We start from the raw sequence: 18,958 nt of genomic DNA, 5'->3' as shown, positions 1-18,958 counted from the left end.
AGGGGCAGGTCGTGGGCGAAATTCAGCTGGCATTCAGGTGATATGCGGGCTAGAACTACTCCTGTTCCGCTTTCCCTTAATGAAGATTTCAGGAGATTCTTTTCGTGACTCCCCTCCGTCGCATGGGCCGCCTCATCGCGGCCACGACCACCACCGCCCTCGCACTGGGTCTCGCACCCGTCGCCGCCGCTCAGGACGTCGTCGAATTCTCGGTCTCCAACATCACCGACTTCCACGGCCACCTAGTCGAGGACGGCTACAACGGCTACATGGGTGCGGCACTCCTCGCCGGCCTCAACGACGAGATCAACGGTGACGAGAACATCTTCACCACCTCGGGTGACAATGTCGGCGGTTCAGCCTTCGTCTCGGCCATCTCCGACGACAGATACACCATCGATTTCCTCAACGCCGCAGGCGTGGACGTCTCCGCAGCGGGAAACCATGAGTTCGACCGGGGTCAGGACGACCTGCTCGGCCGCATCGCCGGCGACTCCGATTTCCCCATTCTCGGTGCCAACGTCTACCGGGCCGACGGCGAACGGCTGCTCGATTCCCACCGGATCATCGAGCGCGACGGGGTCCGGATCGCCTTCGTCGGAACCGTGACCGAGCAGACCCTGAACAAGGTGTCCCCGGCGGGCATCGCGGGCCTGGAATTCCGTGACCCGGTCGAGGAAACCAACAAGGTGGCCCGGGAGCTCCGGGAAGCCGACGCGGCCGACGTTGTCATCGCCCTCATGCACGAGGACGCTGGAGCCTTCATCGGCGACTTCGATTCCCGGGACGTGGACTTCGTCTTCGGCGGCGACTCCCATGTCCGTTCCGCCGACGAGAACTCCAACGTCCCGTACGCCCAGTCCGGCCAGTACGGCGAGCTGCTCACCGACGTGAACTTCACCTACAACCCCGCCACCGGCGAGCTTGAGGTCACGGAGATCAACCAGTACGACCGGGATGCCGCCATCGCCCTGGGCGCCACCCCGAACGCCCGGGTCGCCGGCATCGTCGCTGAGGCACAGGCTCAGGCGGACGCACTCGGCGCGCAGGTGGTCGCCACCATCGGGCACTCCTTCTCCCGCGGAAACAACGCCGGCGAGACCGAAGGCAACAACCGTGGCGCAGAGTCGACGCTCAACCACCTCATCGCTGAGGCACAGCGCGCCTCCATGGCTGCCTTCACCGAGCAGCCGGTCGACATCGGGCTGATGAATGCCGGCGGCGTCCGCCAGGACCTGCCCGCCGGTCCAGTCACCTACAAGCAGATCTTCGACATCCAGCCCTTCGGCAACGAAGTCTCCTACGCCGATCTGTCCGGCCGGGCGATCATCAACGCCATCGAGAACCAGTGGAAGGATCCGGCGGGTTCCCGCCCGCGTCTGGCACTGGGCCTGTCCGACGGACTCTCCTACACCTATGATCCGACCCGCCCCGCCGGAGAGCGCGTGTTGAACGTGACCCTCAACGGCGAGAACCTGGATCCGAACCTGGATTACCGCGTCGCCGCGTCGACCTTCCTCCTCGAGGGCGGTGACGGCTTCATCGATCCCGCCGAGGTCAGGAACCAGGTCAATGTCGGCTACATGGACGTCCAGGCATTCATCGACCACCTCAAAGCAAACGAGGACGTCAGCCCCCGCCTTCAGCAGGGCGACATCGGCGTCACCGTCGTCGGCGATCTCATCGCAGGCCAGACCGTCACCGTCGAGCTGACCTCCCTGAACTACTCCAACCCCTCTGAGCCGCAGGCGGAAACCGCCTTCGTCACCCTGGGTGACACCACCGTGTCCACGGCCATCACCACCCAGTTCGTCGCGGATTTCAACCGCATGGGCGAGCACGGCACTGCCACCGTGGAGCTCGTCGTCCCGGAAGGGGAGTGGACCGTGGCTGATCTGCTCGTCACCACCGACCTCGCGCCGGCCGGGGGAGGAAAGTCCCCGATCGACACCGGCTCCACCCGCAAGGTCGCCTCTTCCGCCGGCAGCTCCCGCGGCTGAGCGCCACCACCGCGCCTGAAGGCCGGGTACCCCCACCGTCCGCGGGTGGAAGGTACCCGGCCTTCAGTCTTTCCTGACCAGGCTCTGTGGGCGTGGACCTCATCCTTCAGGAACTGCTCATCGAACCATGGCGGATCCCGGTGATCATCACCTCCGCGGCGGGGATCTACCTCGGTTTCCTGGTGTCGCCGAAGATTTTCGGCACCCGCGTGCTCATGTCGCTGACCGCCTCCGCCGCGCCGGTCTGGGCTCACTCGGACAGGTGCAGGCCATGATCCGTGGAACCCACGGGCATGATGTCGGTGATCCGGGCGGGACAGCCCCTCGACCCGGAAGTGTTACGCGGGGTGAAGTGGCACCTGAATCAGCACAGGCCGCCTCCCCTGGACGGGGAGACGGCCTGTGGTACTGGCTTGAAGCGGTGAAGCTTAGGGGGTGGTGAGACGCTGCATGAAGACGAAGGCGGTGGAGAGGGCGCCGACGATGGCGGTGAAGACCGCAACCCAGTCGCGGATCTCCTTCGGGTCAGAAGACAAACCCTCTTCGTCGTTGTCGCCGGAGGTCTCGGAGGAGCCGAGGAAGGATGAGCCCTCGTTCTCGGTGCTGCCGTCTTCCTCGGAGTCCTGGGCGGCCTGGGCACTAATGGTGACCTGCTCGGCGGCGAAGGCGGGAGCGGAGATGCCGGCGGTGGTCAGAGCGACGGTGGTGGCGACAGCGGCCAGGGCCTTACGGGAGAGGAGCTTCATGGGAACACCTGTTCTTCAGCGGAGGGTAGGTCATGGAACTGCAGCCACCATATAACGTCCGTGTCAACCGTGCAACCGATTCGTGACTGAAAACCCAGCGCCCCGGCCAGAACCGGCCGGGGCGGGAGGGGCGTCGGGAAGCACTCAGCCGAGTGCCGCTGTCTCGATGCGGACTTCCTCAGCCGGAGCGCCGTCGGCGGCGCCGCCCTCGACGCCGGTTGCGGCGATCTGGTCGAGGGTGGCCAGGCCCTCCTCGGAGATCTGCCCGAAGTAGGTGTAGTCCGGTGCCAGCGGGGAGTCCTGGTAGTTGAGGAAGAACTGTGATCCGTTGGTGTCCGGACCGGCGTTGGCCATGGCGATCGAACCACGCGGGTAGATGACCGGGGTGGCGGAGGGCTCGGTGAGCTCATCGGTGGGGTACTCGTTGGCGAACTGGAACCCGGGGCCGCCCGCGCCGGTGCCGGACGGGTCACCGCACTGCAGGACGAAGATGCCGGAGGTGGTCAGTCGGTGGCAGACGGTGTCGTCGTAGTAGCTCTCGGCGGCGAAGTGCTCGATGGCGTTGACGGTGCAGGGGGCCACGGTGCGGTCGAGCTCCATGCCGATGGGGCCCTGGCCCGTGTTCAGGGTGACGTTGACGGTGCCCGTGGTGGGCACGTCATCGGTGGCCGGGGTGGAGACCTCGCGGGAGGCGTCGCCGGCCTCGGGGTACTCGCAGGTGACGGTCTCCGGCAGTGCGGTTGCGCGGGTCAGTGCCAGCGGCTCGACGGTCGGGGTCTCCACGCTGGTGGTCGTCTCCTCGGAGGCGGTGATCTCCTCGTCGCTGTCGCGGGAGGAGAGGAACCAGATACCACCGACGATCACCAGGATGGCGGCCGCGGCGGCCGCTCCGACCTTGGCCGGGCGGAACTTCTCGGCGCGGTCGCGGGACTTGAGTTCGCGGTCAAGCTGGGCGAGGGCGTCCTCGCCGCGTTTCCTGTTGTCGGTCACTCTGTGCTCTTCCTGTTGTCGGCGGGCATGTCGGTCCGTCAGTCTAGTGTGCGCCCCTCGTCCCTGGCACGGTGTGGTGATCATCTCTACTCTGGGGGCATGGCAAACGTAACCTTCAAGAACGAACCCACCACCACGTCCGGCGAGCTCCCGGCCGTGGGCGACCAGCTCCCGGACTTCACCCTCGTCGGGACGGACCTCGCCGAGATCACCCCGGCGGACTTCGCCGGCAAGCGCGTCGTCATCAACATCTTCCCGTCCCTGGACACCGGAGTATGTGCGGCCTCCGTCCGCGAGTTCAACAAGCGCGCCACCTCCCTGGACAACACCGTCGTGCTCGGCGTCTCCCGGGACCTCCCCTTCGCCCACGGCCGCTTCTGCTCCGCTGAGGGCATCGAGAACCTGACCGCCGGTTCCGCGTTCCGTTCCTCCTTCGGCGAGGACTACGGCCTGACCCTCGAGGGCTCCCCCCTCAAGGGCCTGCTCGCCCGCGCCGTCATCGTCGCCGACGAGAACGGCAAGGTCGTCTACACCCAGCTCGTCGATGAGATCACCACCGAGCCGGACTACGACGAAGCAGTCAACGCCCTGCAGTAACACCCCACTCCCAGAGCCCCGACCGTCCTGTGTTCCGACGGCCGGGGCTTTTCGCCGCCTTCCCGCCGGTCTGCCATGATGAACGGGTCTGCCGTTCCGACGTATCACCAGGAGAGTTCATGACCCGCTCCCAGCGGACCACCCCTTTTACTCTGGCCACCGTGGTCGTGGCCTCCGTCGCCGGACTCTGTGCGGCGGTGACCCTCGGAGCCCGGGACGCCGACTCTCCCGACGCTTTCGCGGCGCGCGCCGGCGGGGAGGTCGAGGTGGTCTCGCAGACACCGTCTCCCGTGGCGGAGCCGGTGGAGGCGACCTTCGGGACAGCGGCCATGAACAGTATCCAGGACACCTCCGGGCCTGAGGCCCCCGACGTCTGGCGCCGGGGCGCGGATCAGTTCGAGTACTTCCGCAGCTGGGACGGGGAGGTGCGCGCCTGGCGGGCCGGACAGCCGCAGATCATCCCCGGCCCCGGGGGCAACTGGTTTCCGGCGGGCCAGCCGGGGTGCGGGGACGGCGTGTACCTGATCTCCTTCCGCAGCGGGGAGGGGGAGACGCTGTCGGTGCAGCTTCGCGACGGCGTCGGCAGGCTCATCCGCGAGAGCGACCGCGCCGCGGGCCGGGTGCTCTCCGACGACTGTCACCTGCCCTACGTCCAATTGGCCGGACTGCCGGCTGAGCCTGTGTCCACCCAGGTCAGTTACACGGTTCACGAGTATCATCGCGCGAGCCGCTAGACTGCCCGTCATGCAGCTCCACGGATTCGCGGCCGGCCCCTACAACACCAACACCTACGTCCTCGCCAATGAGGGCGAGGCCTTCGTGGTGGATCCCGGCATGCACGCGCACAAGCAGGTAGAGAAGGCGCTGGAGGAGACGGGGGCCGACCTCGTCGCCATCGTGCTCACCCACGGTCACGTCGACCACACCCGCGACGCCGGCACTCTGGCCCGGCAGTACAACGTTCCCGTGTACATCCACCCGGAGGACGCTTTCATGCTCGCCGGCAAGGACGGTGTGTCGCAGCAGTCCCAGGTGCTTTTCGACGCCGCCAACATGACCCCCGTCAGTGATCTCCGGGACCTGAAGGACGGGCAGGACCTGCTGCTCGCCGGCGTGGCCATGCAGGTCAGGCATGCCCCCGGGCATTCCCCGGGCAGCTGCCTGCTGGTCCACGAGCAGTTCTGCTTCAGCGGCGACGTCCTCTTCCAGGGCTCGATCGGGCGCACCGATTTCGCCGGTTCCGATCCTGCCCTGATGGACGCCACCCTCCGTGGTCCAGTGTGGGATCTTGATGATTCCCTCCAGTTGTTCCCCGGCCACGGCGCCTCCACCTCCATGCGTGCGGAACGCGCGACCAACCCGTTCCTGCTCCAGCTGGGCATGTGAGTACTGTAGATAGGCGTGACTGAGAAGAAGCCCGCCAAGTTCGCCGCCCTGTCCGCACCCAAGGGTGTCCCGGACTACGTCCCACCGGTCTCCCCGGTGTTCCTGAAGGTCCGCGAGACCTTCATCCATCAGGCCCATCTGGCCGGCTTCCAGCACATCGAGCTGCCCATCTTCGAGGACACCACGCTCTTCGCCCGCGGCGTCGGTGAGTCCACCGACGTGGTGAGCAAGGAGATGTACACCTTCGCCGACCGCGGTGACCGCTCCGTCACCCTGCGGCCGGAGGGCACCGCCGGCGTCATGCGCGCGGTCATCGAGCACAACCTGGACCGCGGCCAGCTGCCGGTCAAGCTCAACTACGCCGGCCCATTCTTCCGCTACGAGCGCCCCCAGGCAGGTCGCTACCGTCAGCTCCAGCAGGTCGGCGTGGAGGCCATCGGCATCGACGACCCGGCCCTCGACGCCGAGATCATCGCCCTCGCTGACCGGTCCTTCCGCGCACTCGGCCTGTCGGGCTTCCGCCTCGAGCTGACCAGCCTGGGTGACGACTCCTGCCGTCCCGCCTACCGCGAGAAGCTGCAGGATTTCCTGTTCAAGCTGCCGTTGGACGAGGAGACCCGCCACCGCGCGGAGATCAACCCCCTGCGGGTGCTCGACGACAAGCGCCCGGAGGTCCGGGAGATGACCGCTGACGCACCCCTCATGCTCGATCACCTCTCCGTCGAGGCCCGTGAGCACTTTGACACCGTCACCGGGCTGCTCGACGACATGTCCGTCCCCTACGTCATCAACTCCCGTATGGTCCGTGGCCTGGACTACTACACCAAGACCTGCTTCGAGTTCGTCCACGACGGCCTGGGCGCCCAGTCCGGCATCGGCGGCGGCGGGCGTTATGACGGCCTCATGGCCCAGCTCGGCGGCCAGGACCTCTCCGGCATCGGCTACGGCCTCGGCGTCGACCGCACCATCCTCGCCCTGGAGGCGGAGGGCGTGACCCTCGAGGACGTGGAGCGCCGCGTCGACGTGTACGGCGTCGCCCTGGGTGCAGAGGCCAAGAAGGCCATGGCGCTGCTGGTCAATGACCTGCGCTCCGCCGGTATCTCCACCGACATGGCCTACGGCGACCGTGGTCTCAAGGGCGCGATGAAGGGCGCCGACCGCGCCAACGCCCGTTTCGCGCTGGTGCTCGGTGAGAACGAGCTGGCCGCCGGCACAGTCGCGGTCAAGGATCTGGCCGCCCACACCCAGGAGGATGTGTCGCTGGCGGATGTGGTCGCGCATCTCGGCGCCAGGTCGGTCTGACGGACGGCCCCGGGGGAGATTGACCCCTCGCCCGGACGCTTTGTTAAGGTACCTCCAAGATTAACGAACCAACCGGTCTATTTCTGCTAGACCGGGCTACGGGAGGAGTGCGGATGGCCGTCACCGTCGGAGTGGACGTGGGTACACAGGGCACCAAGGCCGGGGTGTACACCGCCGAGGGGGTCCAGGTGGGGCGGGCCTACGTTCCACACACCATCAACTACGGCGGCCCCGGCCGCGCGGAGATGGATCCGGAGCATCTCGTCGCCGCAGCCTTCACCGCCATCGCCACCGCGCTCGACGCCGCCGTGTCCGCCGGGGTGGCCCGTTCGGACGTCGCGGGGATCGCCCTCTCCGGCATCCTGGTCGGCCAGGTTCTCCTGGATTCGCAGGGCACCATTCTGCGGCCCATCCTCACCAGCCTGGACACCCGTGCCCAGGGCCACGCGATCCGGGCGGGGGAGGAACTCGATCCGCTCTGGCTCACCGAGTCCGGCACGTCGACCCTCGACGCCTACGCCGCTCCCTTCCAGCTGCAGTGGATCCGGGACAACGAGCCCGACCTCTGGTCGCGCGTGGCACGTTCGGTCTCCGTGGCCCCCTATGTTTCCGCGCGCCTGACCGGCCTGCGTCAGGAGGATATGTTCACGGACCCCACCCACGCCTCGGGGTGGATGGTCGGGTGGGACGAGGCCACCCGTGCGTTCTCGCCGGGACAGTTCGCCACCTTCGGCCTGCCCCTGGAGATCCTGCCGCGCATCATCGCCTCTGACGAGGTGGTCGGGGCTGTGACCCGGGAGGCGTCGGCACGCACCGGTCTGCCGGAGGGCACCCCGGTGGTCGCCGGTGCCGGTGACGTCATGCAGTCCAACCTCGCCTCCGGCATGGTGGAGGTCGGTCAGTCCACCGACTCGGCGGGCACGACCAGCATCCTCACCGTCGGCGTGGACGGAATCGTCCCGGAGGTCACCGCCATGCCGGGCATGCTCTACAGCCTGGGCACCATCCCGGGGCAGTCCTTCTACTGGGGCTACATCCGGGCCGGCGGGCTGTCCCTGCGCTGGTTCCGCGACCAGATCGCACGCCTCGACGGCGATGACTCCGTCTACCGCGAGTTCGACGCGCTCGCCGCGGGGATCGCCCCCGGCTCCGACGGCGTGCTATTCCTGCCCTACCTCGCCGGCGGGAACCCGGACAGCCCCGACGCCTCCGGCACGTGGCTGGGCATGGACTCCGGCACGGACACGGCCCGCCTGTGGCGCTCCGCGTTGGAGGCCGTGGCCTACGAGTACGCGTCCACCCTCGAGGTCGTCCAACGTGCCGGTGTGGAACTGACCGAGGTGCTGGCGACCGGTGGCGGCGCGGCCAGCGACGTCTGGAACCAGATCAAGGCGGACGTCACCGGCATCCCCTGGCGCCGGCCGCACCGGGTTGACGGGCCGGTCCTGGCCAACGCCGCCCTGGTCAACCAGGGGCTGGGCACCTCCCCGGGGCTGTGCGCCCAACTGAGGGAGTGGAACGCGGGGGGTCGCCCGCACCTCCCGGATCCCGCCGCCCACGAGACCTACCGGCGTGCCGCGGCCATTCGCCGTGACCTGCTCGCCGGCCCGATGCAGGAGGCCTTCGCCGCCGTGCGTGGCCTCCGCCAACTCAACGCCAACCTTTAGGAGAAGACAATGACCCTGCTCGTCACCTGGAACACCTCGGATCCCGCCACCGAGACCTTCCGCAGCGAGGACCCGGCGGCCATCCGCAGTCGACTGGCAGGGCTCGGCGTCCGCTACGACCAGTGGCCGACCCGTGAACTCGCCGACGATGCCGACCAGGACGCCGTCCTGGCCGCCTACGCCGACGAGGTCGCCCGCATCAGCGGGGAGGAGAACTTCACCACCGTCGACGTCGCCCGTCTGAAGAACACCGGCCAACCCGATTTCGCCGCCACCGCACGGGCCGCCCGGGAGAAGTTCCTCAATGAGCACACCCACGACGACGATGAGGTCCGCTTCTTCGTCGAGGGCACCGGAACCTTCTACCTGCACATCGATGACACGGTCTCGGCGATCTTCTGTGAGCGCGGCGACCTCGTCTCCGTGCCGGAGGGGGCGACCCACTGGTTCGACATGGGCACCGCCGACCCGCAGTTCTGCGCCATCCGATTCTTTCACGACGGCCAGGGCTGGGTCGGCGACTTCACCGGCGACCCCATCTCCGCCACCTTCCCCACCCACGACGAGCTCGCCGCCAGCCGCGGCGGAAAGTAGCCGCGCCGATGAGCAACCCGGACACCACCGTGACCCTGCCGCGCCCCGACGTGATCGTCCTGGACATCGAGGGCACCACCTCCTCGACCTGGTTCGTCCACGACACCCTCTACCCCTACTCCCGGGAGCGTTTCGGCACCTGGCTGCGGGAACACGGCGACAACCCGGACGTCGCCCGCGCGCGGACCCAGATCATCGAGGAGGGTGGGCTGGGGGCGCACGTGAACGTCGATACGCTGGTGGAACAGCTGGAGGAGTGGCTCGACAACGACGAGAAGCGCACCCCGCTCAAGACCCTGCAGGGTCTGATCTGGGCCGACGGTTTCCACCGGGGCGACCTGACCTCGCACTTCTTCCCGGACTCCATCCCGGCGATCCGCCGCTGGCATGAGGAGGGCATCGACCTGAAGATCTTCTCCTCCGGTTCCGTCAACGCCCAGACCTCCTGGTTCGGGAACTCCCCGGAGGGGGACCTGTTGCCGATGTTCAGCGGGCACTTCGACACCGAGAACGCAGGCCCGAAGAAACTGTCCTCCTCCTACGCCGCCATCCGTGACGTCATCGGGGTGCCCGCCGACGGGCTGCTGTTCTTCTCCGATCTCGTCGAGGAGCTCGACGGCGCCCGCACGGACGGCTGGGGAACGGTCGGCGTGAGCCGCGAGGGCGACCAGTACCATGACCGCGGCGTGGGCGACCACCCCCGGATCTCCTCCTTCGACCAGGTGGTCTGGGGGTGAGCGTCTTCGACGGACGTGTCCTCGGGGCGCCCCTGAGGAAGCGTTATGACGTCGCCGTGATCGGCGGCGGCATCACCGGCGTCCAGGTCGCCCGGCATGCCGCCGGACGAGGTCTGCGTACCATCCTCATCGAACGGGACGACTACGGCTCGGGTACCTCCGCCGCCACCACCAAGGCGATCCACGGGGGCCTGCGCTACCTGGAGCAGTATGACTTCGGGGTGGTCGCCGAGTCCGTCTCCGAACGGCACTACCTCGGGCTGGCGGCCCCGCACCTGGTGCAGCCGCGCAGCTTCCTGCTCACCGCCTATGACTGGTCCACCCCGCCGGCCCCGGTCCTCGGTGCCGGCGTGGCGCTCTACGAGGCGATGGCACTGCGGCGAAACGTCGGCGTGCCCAGAGACATCCGTTCCCCGCGCTTCCGGTGGATCGGCCGGAAGAAGCTGCTGGGTCAGGTGCCATGGCTTGACCCGGAGGGTCTGGTCGGGGCCTGGCGCCACGACGACACCCTCAACATCCACCCGGAGCGCCTCCTGCTGGCGATCCTCAACTCGTTTGTCGCCGACGGCGGCACGGCGGTCAACCACGCAGAGGTCACCGGCCTGCTGGGGCGTCCCGGCGAGCGGATCCGCGGCGTGCAGGTGCGCGACACCCTGAGCGGGAGCGTGGAGAACGTGGAGGCGACGGTCACCGTCAACGCCGCCGGCCCCTGGGTCGCCGACGTGCTGGGGGACCTCGCGGAGGATGCGGGCGTACGCGTGAAACAGGCGAAGGGCGTCCACCTGTTCACCCGCGACCTTGGTAACCGGGACGCCGTGTACGTCCGGGGACGTAACGGCCGCCACATCGTGGTCAACCCCTGGCAGGGGCGCACCCTGGTCGGCCCGACCGACACCCCCGTCGACGGAGACGCGGACTCGGTGGACACCACGGTCGAGGACATCACTCTGTTGCGGGAGACCCTCGACTCGGTCTCGGCCCGTCCGCTGGTGCGCGAGGACGTCCTGGACACCATCGTGGGGGTGCGCCCGCTCATCGATGACGGCAGTGACACCTACACCTCCTCGCGGCGTTTCGACGTCCGCGATCACGCCCTCAACGGCCTGTCCGGCCTCTTTACCGTCTCCGGCGGCAAGTGGACGACGGGCAGGAAGATGGGGGAGAAGGTCATCGACACGGTGATCGAGGCCTCCCACCGGCACCTTCCGCCCACCCGCGCCTTCGACTCGCGTCGCCTCAGCCTGTCCACCTCCTTCGGGGACTACGACACCGTCCGGGCCGCCTTCGAGGCGGCGGCGGCGCGTCGTCCCGAGGCAGGTCTGCCCCGCGACACCCGCGTCCACCTCGCGCGCCTCTACGGCACTGATCATGAGAAGGTGCTGGCACTCGTCGCCGCGGACCGCACCCTCGCGGCGCGTCTGGGCGAGTCCGCCGACATCGCGGCCCAGGCGGTGTACGCCGTCACCGCGGAGGCCGCCCGCACGCTGGCGGACGTTCTCGACCGTCGGCTGACCGTGGGAACCCTCGGGCTCGTCGACGCCCGCGTCGCTTCCCGGGTGGCCCGGCTCATCGCCCCGCTGCTGGGCTGGTCGGCGGACCGCCGTCAGGCGGAGGTCGACGCCTACCTGGGCGCGCAGAGCGCCCGCGTCGGGGTCATCGACGAGGCCTTCAGCTAGAGGGTGCCCGGCACCCCGGCACGCAGCAGCGACTGGGCGTCGGTGGCCCGCGTCAGTATCCCGGCGACCGCCGGTGCGACGTCGGTGTGGATCATCGGCAGGTTGCGCTCAAAGGGGGGTTGCAGGGCACGCGTCTGCCAGAAGTTCCCGCTGTGGCGCGGATGGTTCTCGGGGTAACGGGGATCGACGAGCAGGAACCCACCGGTCCCGGAGAGTCCGGGTGCCCAGACCGTGGCGACGCCACGGAGCACGAGAGCCCCGGACGCGGCCTGCACCTGCTGATAGCGTAGCGCGGCCGGGATGCCGGCGGCCCGGTAAAGCGCGACCAGCAGGTGTGCCTGAGCATAGGACAACCCCTCGCGGGTCCTCAGGGCGTCGGATGCGGAGACCGCCACGTGGGTGCCGCCGGTATCCGCCGGGTGGGTGATGCGGTCACGGACGAAGACGAAGATGTTGCGCACGGTCTCGGCCGGGGTGTCTCCCGCCAACGCTGCGGCGAGGGCGATGATGTCGGGGTGGTCGGCGTCGATGAACGTCGTGGGGGAGAGGAACTCGGCGTCGAGGTGCATGGGCTCATGGTAGCTAGCACTCGGGGATGCTGACAGGCAGTCCGAGGTTGACCGCCAGCCCGCCGGTGGAGGTCTCCTTGTACTTGGTCATCATGTCGCGGCCGGTCTCGGCCATGGTCTGCACGGCCTCGTCCAGGGTGACCCGGTGCAGGCCGGTGCCCAGGCGTGCGAGCCTGGCCGCATTGATCGCCTTGACGGCGCCGATGGCGTTGCGCTCGATGCAGGGGATCTGCACCAGTCCGCCGACGGGGTCGCACGTGAGCCCCAGGTTGTGCTCGAGGGCGATCTCCGCGGCGTTCTCCACCTGGGCGGGACTGCCCCCGATGAGGGCGCAGAGACCCGCGGCCGCCATCGCGGAAGCGGAGCCGACCTCCCCCTGGCAACCGACCTCGGCGCCCGAGATCGAGGCGTTCTCCTTGATGATGATGCCCACCGCGCCGGCCGTGAGGAGGAACTCCCGGGCCCGTTGACGGGTGAAGTCGGCGAGGTAGTCGCGGGCGTAGTGCATGACAGCCGGAACGATTCCCGCGGCGCCGTTCGTCGGCGCGGTGACCACCTTCCTGCCGGCGGCGTTCTCCTCGTTGACCGCGAGGGCGTAGAGGCTGACCCAGTCCATGGCGGTCAGTCCGTCGCGGCCTTTCCTGGGGCCGGAGTCAGGATCCGTCAGTTGCGCGTACAGGCCCGGCGCGCGACGGATCACTCCCAGCCCGCCGGGCAGCAGGCCGGGGGTGGCGATGCCGGCGGTGACGCAGGCGCGCATCGCGTCCCACACTGCGTCGAGATGCGCCTCGACCCGCCCGATGTCGCCGTGGAGGGCGGCTTCGTTGGCGGCCGTCACCTCGGCGAAGCTGAGGTTCTCCCGCGCGCAGTGAGCCAGGAGTTCGGCCGCGGTGGTGAAGGGCAGGGGCACGTCTCCCGCGTTTCCGGCGGCCGGGGTGTTGAGTTCCGCCCGGGTGCGGATGAATCCGCCGCCGACGGAGAAGTACTCCGCAGTGGTCCCGTCCGCGCTGAAGACGACGCAGTTCGGGTGTTCCGGGACCGGGGTGGGGTCCCAGGTGATCCGGTAGGAGACGGTGCCGGACGGGCCGGTGACGGAACCCTCGTCGGGGATACGCACCCCGAGTTCGGGTACGGAGTCGACGTCTGTGGGCACGGTGGTGGGGTCCCAACCGACCAGGCCGAGGAGCACAGCCCGGTCGGTGCCGTGCCCTCGCCCGGTGGAGGCCAGCGAGCCGCGCAGGGTGACGTCCACGTGATCGGGAAAACTGCCCAACTCCCGGATGAAGGTGGCTGCGGCCCGCATGGGGCCGACCGTGTGGGAGGACGAGGGCCCGATGCCGATGCTGAACATGTCGACGACGCTGATGGTCATGGCACCAGCGTATCGCCGTCAGTTACTCCCCGTCATGCCCCTTGAGCAGTGCGGAGAACGGGGTGAGGTTCTCCACCGGGTCGACGCCCGTGCGACGGCGCAGGCCCTGGCCTTCGGCAGTGACCCCACCGAGGCCACCGACGCTCGCCGACGCCACCATCTGGTCCGCCAGTTCGCCGGCGGCGCGGTTGACGCGGGAGTCGAGTCCTGCGCCCTCATCGGAGCCGAAGTCATCGGTGGCGGCGAAGACTCCGGTGGGGACGACGAATGCGCGCATGTAGGTGAGCAGCGGTCGGATGGCGTGGTCGAGCACCAGGGAGTGCCGGGCGGTACCCGCCGTGGCGGCGATGATGGTGGGCATCCCGTTGAGGGCGTCCTGGTCGAGCACGTCGAAGAAGGTCTTGAACAGTCCCGAGTAGCTGGCCTTGAACACCGGGGTGGCCACGATGAGTCCGTCCGAGGCGGAGATCCGCTGCTTGACCTCGTCGAGGGCGGTGGAGGACATGCCGGTGGTCAGGGAGCAGCCGAGGTCATTGACCAGTTCGCGCAGCTCGATGACGTGGACCTGGGCGCTTTCACCACGCGCGGAGATGGCGGCGGACGTGGCTGCGGCGATCTGGTCGGCGATCTGCCGGGTGGTCGACGGATTCGACAGGCCGGCGGTGACGACGGTGAGGGTGCGCATGTTCCTAGGCCTCCTCTTCGACCGGACGCACCTTGAAGTGCGGGGAGTCCGGATCGGCCTTGAGCGAGGCGTGGGTCGGCGGGTTGGAGGGCACGTGATCGGGTCGGCGTGCCTCCATGCGGCGGCGGACCTCGGGCACGACCTGGGTGCCCAGGATCTCGATCTGATCGAGGACCATTTCCAGGGGCAGGCCGGCATGGTCGATGAGGAAGAGCTGGCGCTGGTAGTCGCCGACCCAGTCGACGAACTCCATGGTGCGCTCGACGACCTGCTCGACCGTGCCCACGGTCAGCGGCGTCATGTGTGTGAACTCCTCCAGGGAGGGTCCGTGCCCGTAGACCGGCGCGTTGTCGAAGTAGGGGCGGAAGGTGTCCTTGGCCGCCTGCTCGGTCTCGCCGATGAAGACCTGACCGCCGAGGCCGACGATGGCCTGGTCCGCCCGGCCGTGTCCGTAGGACTCGTAGCGGCGGCGGTAGATGTCGATCATCTTCGCCGTGTGCTCCTTGTTCCAGAAGATGTTGTTGTGGAAGAAGCCGTCGCCGTAGAAGGCGGCCTGCTCGGCGATCTGCACGGAGCGGATGGAGCCGTGCCAGACGAAGGGCGGGACGTTGTCAAGCGGTGCCGGGGTGGAGGTGTACCCCTGCAGCGGGGTGCGGAACTGGCCCTGCCAGTTGACCACCGGCTCGCGCCACAGGCGGCGCAGGAGGTGGTAGTTCTCGATGGCCAGCGGGATGCCCTGACGGATGTCTTTGCCGAACCACGGGTAGACCGGGCCGGTGTTGCCGCGACCCATCATGAGGTCGACGCGGCCGCCGGACAGGTGCTGCAGGAAGGCATAGTCCTCCGCGATCTTCAGCGGATCGTTGGTGGTGATCAGCGTGGTGGCGGTGGAGAGCTGGAGGGTCGTGGTCTGCGCAGCGATGTAGGCCAGGTGCGTGGTCGGGGAGGAGGGGACGAACGGCGGGTTGTGGTGCTCGCCGGTGGCGAAGACGTCCAGGCCCACCTCCTCGGCCTTCAGCGCCATCTGAGTCATCGCGTGGATGCGCTCACCCTCGGTGGGGGTGGAGCCGTTGGTCGGGTCGGTGGTGACGTCGCCGATGGTGAAGATGCCGAACTGCATGGTGATTTCTCCTGGTCCATTAAATTGATGCCATCACCATAGGTGACATGTCAACAACATGTCAAGCGTGTCAGTTTCCCACGGCGTCGAGAAGCGCCGCGATGTCCGAGCCACCGATCACCCGGATCGGACGCTGATCCTTGTGACCGTGCTCCGTGAGGATCCCCGCCCGCGGCAGGGAACCGTCCTTCCTCGGTGTGGTCAGGGCGTCGATGACCTCCTGCGCCAGGACATCCCGGGGGAGGAACACCGCACGGTCGTTCTCCTCCGCCCAGTCGAGGACCTCGGCGATGGAGCGGGCGTCAAGATGATCGTTGTCGTCCAGATCGGCAGCCACCCACCGGGCGATGGTGTTGGTGGTGAGCAGCCCCACGGAACGGCCGCCCTCGTAGATGGGGAACTGGGAGATCTTCGTCTTCCGGATGATGCGCAGCGCGTCGCGGATGTCGTCTTCCGGGGCGAAGACGTATACCTCGTGATGCCCGAGCACCCCGAGGGCGGTCGGCGGATCGCGGAGCAGATCCCGGATGCGCTCGATCTCCGTCACGGTCTCCGGGAGCGGCTCCGCGATCGGACGCATGTCCTCGGTGTACAGCCCGTGGGTGATCGCGTTACGCAGATCGGCGAACTCCTTGAGCTCCACGGCATGTTCGGTCGACAGCAGATGCTTGCGCACCGCCAGATCGACCATCCAGCGGAAATTATCGGACTTCCTCGCGTTCAACAGCTCCCGGAGGTAGGCCTCGATGTCGTTGAAGGCTGCCAGGAAAGGGATCGCTCGGTTGGCGGGCGTCTGCTCGTTCACCCCCTCCAGGGTAGTGACACAATGTCCCCCATGGCCGAGTTCACCCGCGACGAGCTGGCAGGTCTGCTCCGGGAGGCAGACGGCGTGCTCGACCGTGCACATTCCCTGTCCCCGCTTCTCGACGCCGCCCGCCCCGCTCCCGCGCTCCATGGCGTAGCCCCGCTCCCGGACGCCGCCGGCTGGCTCATCCCGCCCGGCGCGGTCCACTGGCCGGAGCGGCTCTACGCCCACGCGGAGCTCGACCGCCTGCCGGAATCCCGGGAGAGGATCCGCAGCTATCTGGCGACCGCGGCGGTCGTCGGCACGCTCCGGGCCAAGGCGCAGCACGCCGCGCCGGGTTTCTTCGGCCGGCTCTTCGGCGGCCCGGGCCTGGCGGCGGCCCGGCAGTCCGCCACCGACCTCCGTTCCCGACTCGAGGCACCGGACTTCCAGGCACTCGACCGGGACGTGCGCGGCCACCTGTCGGTGGCCGGTGCCGCCACGCAGCTGCAGACCAGGGGAGTGCACCTGCAGGCCGGTTCCCACGGCACCCCTGAGCACCTCATTGCGGCGGCCCGTGGGGCCTTCGAGGACGCAGTCGAACATCAGGGGCTGATCTTCACGCAGTACGATGCGACGCGTCAGGCGGAGGTCCTTGCCCGCGCCCGAGCGCTGCGGCACGACCCGAACTCTGAACCCGCCCTGCGTCTCGGGGCAGAACGGCTCCTCACGGCGTTGACGGCCGAGCGCGCCCAGATCCTGCTGCGGCAGCTCCCCGTCGATGCACTACGGACCGCCACCAGTGAGAGACTGCGTTTCACCGGCCTGGACACCATCGGGGTGAACACCGTGGCCGACGTGCTGGCCTCGCCCCCGGGCATGCTCACCCAGGTGCACGGCATCGGCCCGCAGACCGCCCGCCGGCTCAGGGCCGCCGCCGAGACCCTGCGACGGGAGGCCGTGGCCACCCACACCACCGGCATCGGGGACACACCCACCGCCGCGGCCACCGGACTCGTCCGGGTGCTGGCGCATTTCGACCGGATCAACGACCTCGACGAGATTCAGCGTGCCCGACGCCGTCGGATCCTGGCCTGCTCGGAGTGGGTGCCGGCCGCCCCCGGCCTCTGGGATGTCGCGCTCACCGGGGAGACGGCACGGTGGGCGCAGTTCACCGACGACATCGCGTGGGCCGACGCCCACCGGGAGATCCTGGAACCGGCCGGCTCCATCAGCGTGGGGGAGCAGACCTGGGACGACTACCTCTCCCGCCCCGCGCACTACCAGGCGCTGCTGGCCACCCTGCTCGACCTGGAGGTGGAGGGCGGCGACGACCTCACCGCCGACGTCCTCGACCGCATCCGCTCCCTGCGCCTGGACCAGACCCACCTCACGGACCTGCATCTGCGCGGCTACCAGTCCTTCGGCGCCCGTTTCGCCCTGGTGCAGGAGAAGGTCGTCCTGGGCGATGACATGGGACTGGGCAAAACCGTTCAGGCCCTGGCCGCGGCGGCACACCTGGCGGCGCAGGGGCAGCGCCGCACCCTCGTGGTGTGTCCAGCCTCGGTGGTCACCAACTGGGAACGCGAATCCCGCCGCTTCACCGACCTCCCCGTCTACCGCGCCCACGGCGGCGACCGGGAAGAGGCGGTGGCGGCCTGGGCAGACACCGGCGGCATCTGCGTCATCACCTACGACGGGGCCCGCACCACCGGGGTCCCCGCCCCCGACCTCCTCGTGGTCGATGAGGCGCACATGATCAAGAACCCTTCCGCGGCGCGCACCATCGCTGTCCGGGCGCTCATCGACGCCGCCTCCCACGTCCTCCTGCTCACAGGCACCCCGCTGGAGAACCGCGTGGCTGAGTTCGCCACACTGGTCGGCTTCGTGGCTCCCCAGCTGATCACCAACGGCATGTCGAGCATGTCGGCCGCCGACTTCCGGGTGCGCATCGCCCCGGCCTACCTGCGCCGCAACCAGGCCGATGTGCTGGACGAACTCCCCGAGAAGCTCGAACAGCTCGACTGGATCGACCTCACCCCGGCCGACGAGTCCCACTACGCCGCCACCGTCCGGGCGGGCAGCTTCATGGCCATGCGACGTGCCGCCATGACCACCCCGGACGCAGTTCCCGCCAAGCTCGAACGCATCCGGGAGATCATCGGGGACGCAGAGGAGGCCGGGCGTCGCGTGCTCATCTTCACCTATTTTCTCGACGTCCTCGACGTGCTCGAGGCAGACCTGGGTGCCCGGGTCGTGGGACGGCTGTCCGGCGCCGTACCTCCGGCCGTCCGCCAGTCGCTTATCGACACCCTCGGTTCCGCCCCCGCCGGATCCGTCCTGCTCGCCCAGATCACCGCCGGGGGGACCGGCCTGAACATCCAGTCGGCTTCCGTGGTGATCCTGGTGGAACCCCAGCTGAAGCCGTCCATCGAGGCCCAGGCCATCGCCCGCGCCCACCGGATGGGGCAGACCTCCAACGTCATGGTCCACCGGCTCATCGGTGACGACACCGTCGATGAGCGCATGCTCGACATGCTCGCGGGCAAGACCCGGCTCTTCGACGCCTACGCCCGGCCCAGTGAGTCCGCCCGGGTGCACGACGCGGTCGACGTCACCGAGGGGCAGATCGCGGAGGCGATCATCGCCGCGGAGCGGGAACGGCTCGGCTACGCGGTGTGAGTGAGGTCACGGGAAAGAGGGGAATGAAGTGACCAGTCCGACAGTTCTACT

General features: G+C 68.6%; 18 protein-coding genes. 11 read left to right on the top strand and 7 right to left on the bottom strand.

Features of this window, described 5'->3' with window-relative positions; genetic code table 11:
- Window positions 1-104 precede the first annotated feature (104 nt).
- Window positions 105-2,000, top strand: a complete 1,896-nt coding sequence (locus tag CETAM_RS07360; protein WP_156228264.1) for a bifunctional metallophosphatase/5'-nucleotidase — start codon at window positions 105-107, stop codon at window positions 1,998-2,000.
- Window positions 2,001-2,092: 92 nt separating this feature from the next.
- Window positions 2,093-2,275 carry a hypothetical protein gene (locus tag CETAM_RS07355; RefSeq protein WP_231587391.1) on the top strand — a complete coding sequence of 61 codons (183 nt, stop codon included), beginning with the start codon at window positions 2,093-2,095 and terminating at the stop codon, window positions 2,273-2,275.
- 153 nt (window positions 2,276-2,428) lie between these two features.
- Here CETAM_RS07355 and CETAM_RS07350 read toward each other — a convergent pair whose 3' ends face one another.
- A complete protein-coding gene (locus CETAM_RS07350; RefSeq protein WP_156228263.1) occupies window positions 2,429-2,746 on the bottom strand; it encodes a hypothetical protein in 318 nt (105 codons plus the stop codon).
- A gap of 144 nt (window positions 2,747-2,890) precedes the next feature.
- Window positions 2,891-3,736, bottom strand: a complete 846-nt coding sequence (locus CETAM_RS07345; protein ID WP_156228262.1) for a peptidylprolyl isomerase — start codon at window positions 3,734-3,736, stop codon at window positions 2,891-2,893.
- Between the two features lie 99 nt (window positions 3,737-3,835).
- Between CETAM_RS07345 and tpx the strand changes: the two genes are divergently transcribed.
- The 8 genes from tpx (at window position 3,836) to CETAM_RS07305 (ending at window position 11,695) form a co-directional block, all read left to right on the top strand.
- Window positions 3,836-4,333, top strand: a complete 498-nt coding sequence (gene tpx, locus CETAM_RS07340; RefSeq protein WP_156228261.1) for a thiol peroxidase — start codon at window positions 3,836-3,838, stop codon at window positions 4,331-4,333.
- 119 nt (window positions 4,334-4,452) lie between these two features.
- Entirely contained in the window at window positions 4,453-5,067 is a 615-nt protein-coding gene (locus tag CETAM_RS07335; protein ID WP_156228260.1) for a hypothetical protein, read from the top strand.
- 10 nt (window positions 5,068-5,077) lie between these two features.
- Entirely contained in the window at window positions 5,078-5,719 is a 642-nt protein-coding gene (locus CETAM_RS07330) for an MBL fold metallo-hydrolase (protein ID WP_197085686.1), read from the top strand.
- A 15-nt stretch (window positions 5,720-5,734) separates the two neighbouring features.
- Window positions 5,735-7,021 (top strand): histidine--tRNA ligase, encoded by a 1,287-nt coding sequence (hisS, locus tag CETAM_RS07325; protein ID WP_156228258.1) that lies wholly within the window; start codon window positions 5,735-5,737, stop codon window positions 7,019-7,021.
- A gap of 113 nt (window positions 7,022-7,134) precedes the next feature.
- Window positions 7,135-8,688: a xylulokinase gene (locus tag CETAM_RS07320; protein WP_156228257.1), complete on the top strand. Its 1,554-nt coding sequence runs from the start codon at window positions 7,135-7,137 to the stop codon at window positions 8,686-8,688.
- A 9-nt stretch (window positions 8,689-8,697) separates the two neighbouring features.
- Complete coding sequence (locus tag CETAM_RS07315) at window positions 8,698-9,282, top strand: 1,2-dihydroxy-3-keto-5-methylthiopentene dioxygenase (protein ID WP_156228256.1); 585 nt, start codon at window positions 8,698-8,700, stop codon at window positions 9,280-9,282.
- A gap of 8 nt (window positions 9,283-9,290) precedes the next feature.
- Window positions 9,291-10,019, top strand: a complete 729-nt coding sequence (gene mtnC, locus CETAM_RS07310; protein WP_156228255.1) for an acireductone synthase — start codon at window positions 9,291-9,293, stop codon at window positions 10,017-10,019.
- Window positions 10,016-11,695, top strand: a complete 1,680-nt coding sequence (locus CETAM_RS07305) for a glycerol-3-phosphate dehydrogenase/oxidase (protein WP_231587389.1) — start codon at window positions 10,016-10,018, stop codon at window positions 11,693-11,695. Before mtnC ends, CETAM_RS07305 begins: the two co-directional genes overlap by 4 nt.
- Here CETAM_RS07305 and CETAM_RS07300 read toward each other — a convergent pair.
- The 5 genes from CETAM_RS07300 to CETAM_RS07280 all read right to left on the bottom strand — a co-directional run bounded on the left by CETAM_RS07300 (window position 11,692) and on the right by CETAM_RS07280 (window position 16,246).
- Complete coding sequence (locus CETAM_RS07300) at window positions 11,692-12,264, bottom strand: transglutaminase-like domain-containing protein (protein ID WP_156228253.1); 573 nt, start codon at window positions 12,262-12,264, stop codon at window positions 11,692-11,694. The two genes, CETAM_RS07305 and CETAM_RS07300, sit on opposite strands and share 4 nt — an antisense overlap.
- A gap of 13 nt (window positions 12,265-12,277) precedes the next feature.
- Window positions 12,278-13,636, bottom strand: coding sequence for an L-serine ammonia-lyase (locus tag CETAM_RS07295; RefSeq protein ID WP_156228252.1), 1,359 nt, complete (start codon window positions 13,634-13,636; stop codon window positions 12,278-12,280).
- Window positions 13,637-13,658: 22 nt separating this feature from the next.
- Window positions 13,659-14,321, bottom strand: a complete 663-nt coding sequence (locus CETAM_RS07290; protein WP_156228251.1) for an FMN reductase — start codon at window positions 14,319-14,321, stop codon at window positions 13,659-13,661.
- Between the two features lie 4 nt (window positions 14,322-14,325).
- The gene (locus CETAM_RS07285) at window positions 14,326-15,441 is read right to left on the bottom strand and encodes an LLM class flavin-dependent oxidoreductase (RefSeq protein WP_156228250.1); all 1,116 of its coding nucleotides are present in this window, start codon (window positions 15,439-15,441) and stop codon (window positions 14,326-14,328) included.
- Between the two features lie 70 nt (window positions 15,442-15,511).
- Window positions 15,512-16,246 (bottom strand): CBS domain-containing protein, encoded by a 735-nt coding sequence (locus CETAM_RS07280; RefSeq protein WP_231587387.1) that lies wholly within the window; start codon window positions 16,244-16,246, stop codon window positions 15,512-15,514.
- Window positions 16,247-16,276: 30 nt separating this feature from the next.
- Here CETAM_RS07280 and CETAM_RS07275 point away from each other — a divergent pair, with 30 nt between their 5' ends.
- On the top strand, window positions 16,277-18,907 hold the full coding sequence (locus CETAM_RS07275; RefSeq protein WP_156228248.1) for a DEAD/DEAH box helicase: 2,631 nt from the start codon (window positions 16,277-16,279) through the stop codon (window positions 18,905-18,907).
- Window positions 18,908-18,958: the final 51 nt, after the last annotated feature.

Source organism: Corynebacterium comes (assembly GCF_009734405.1).
In the GTDB taxonomy this organism is placed as follows: Bacteria; Actinomycetota; Actinomycetes; order Mycobacteriales; family Mycobacteriaceae; genus Corynebacterium; species Corynebacterium comes.
Note: the sequence above shows the minus strand (reverse complement) of the source record. Positions and strands in the feature narration are given on the sequence as shown.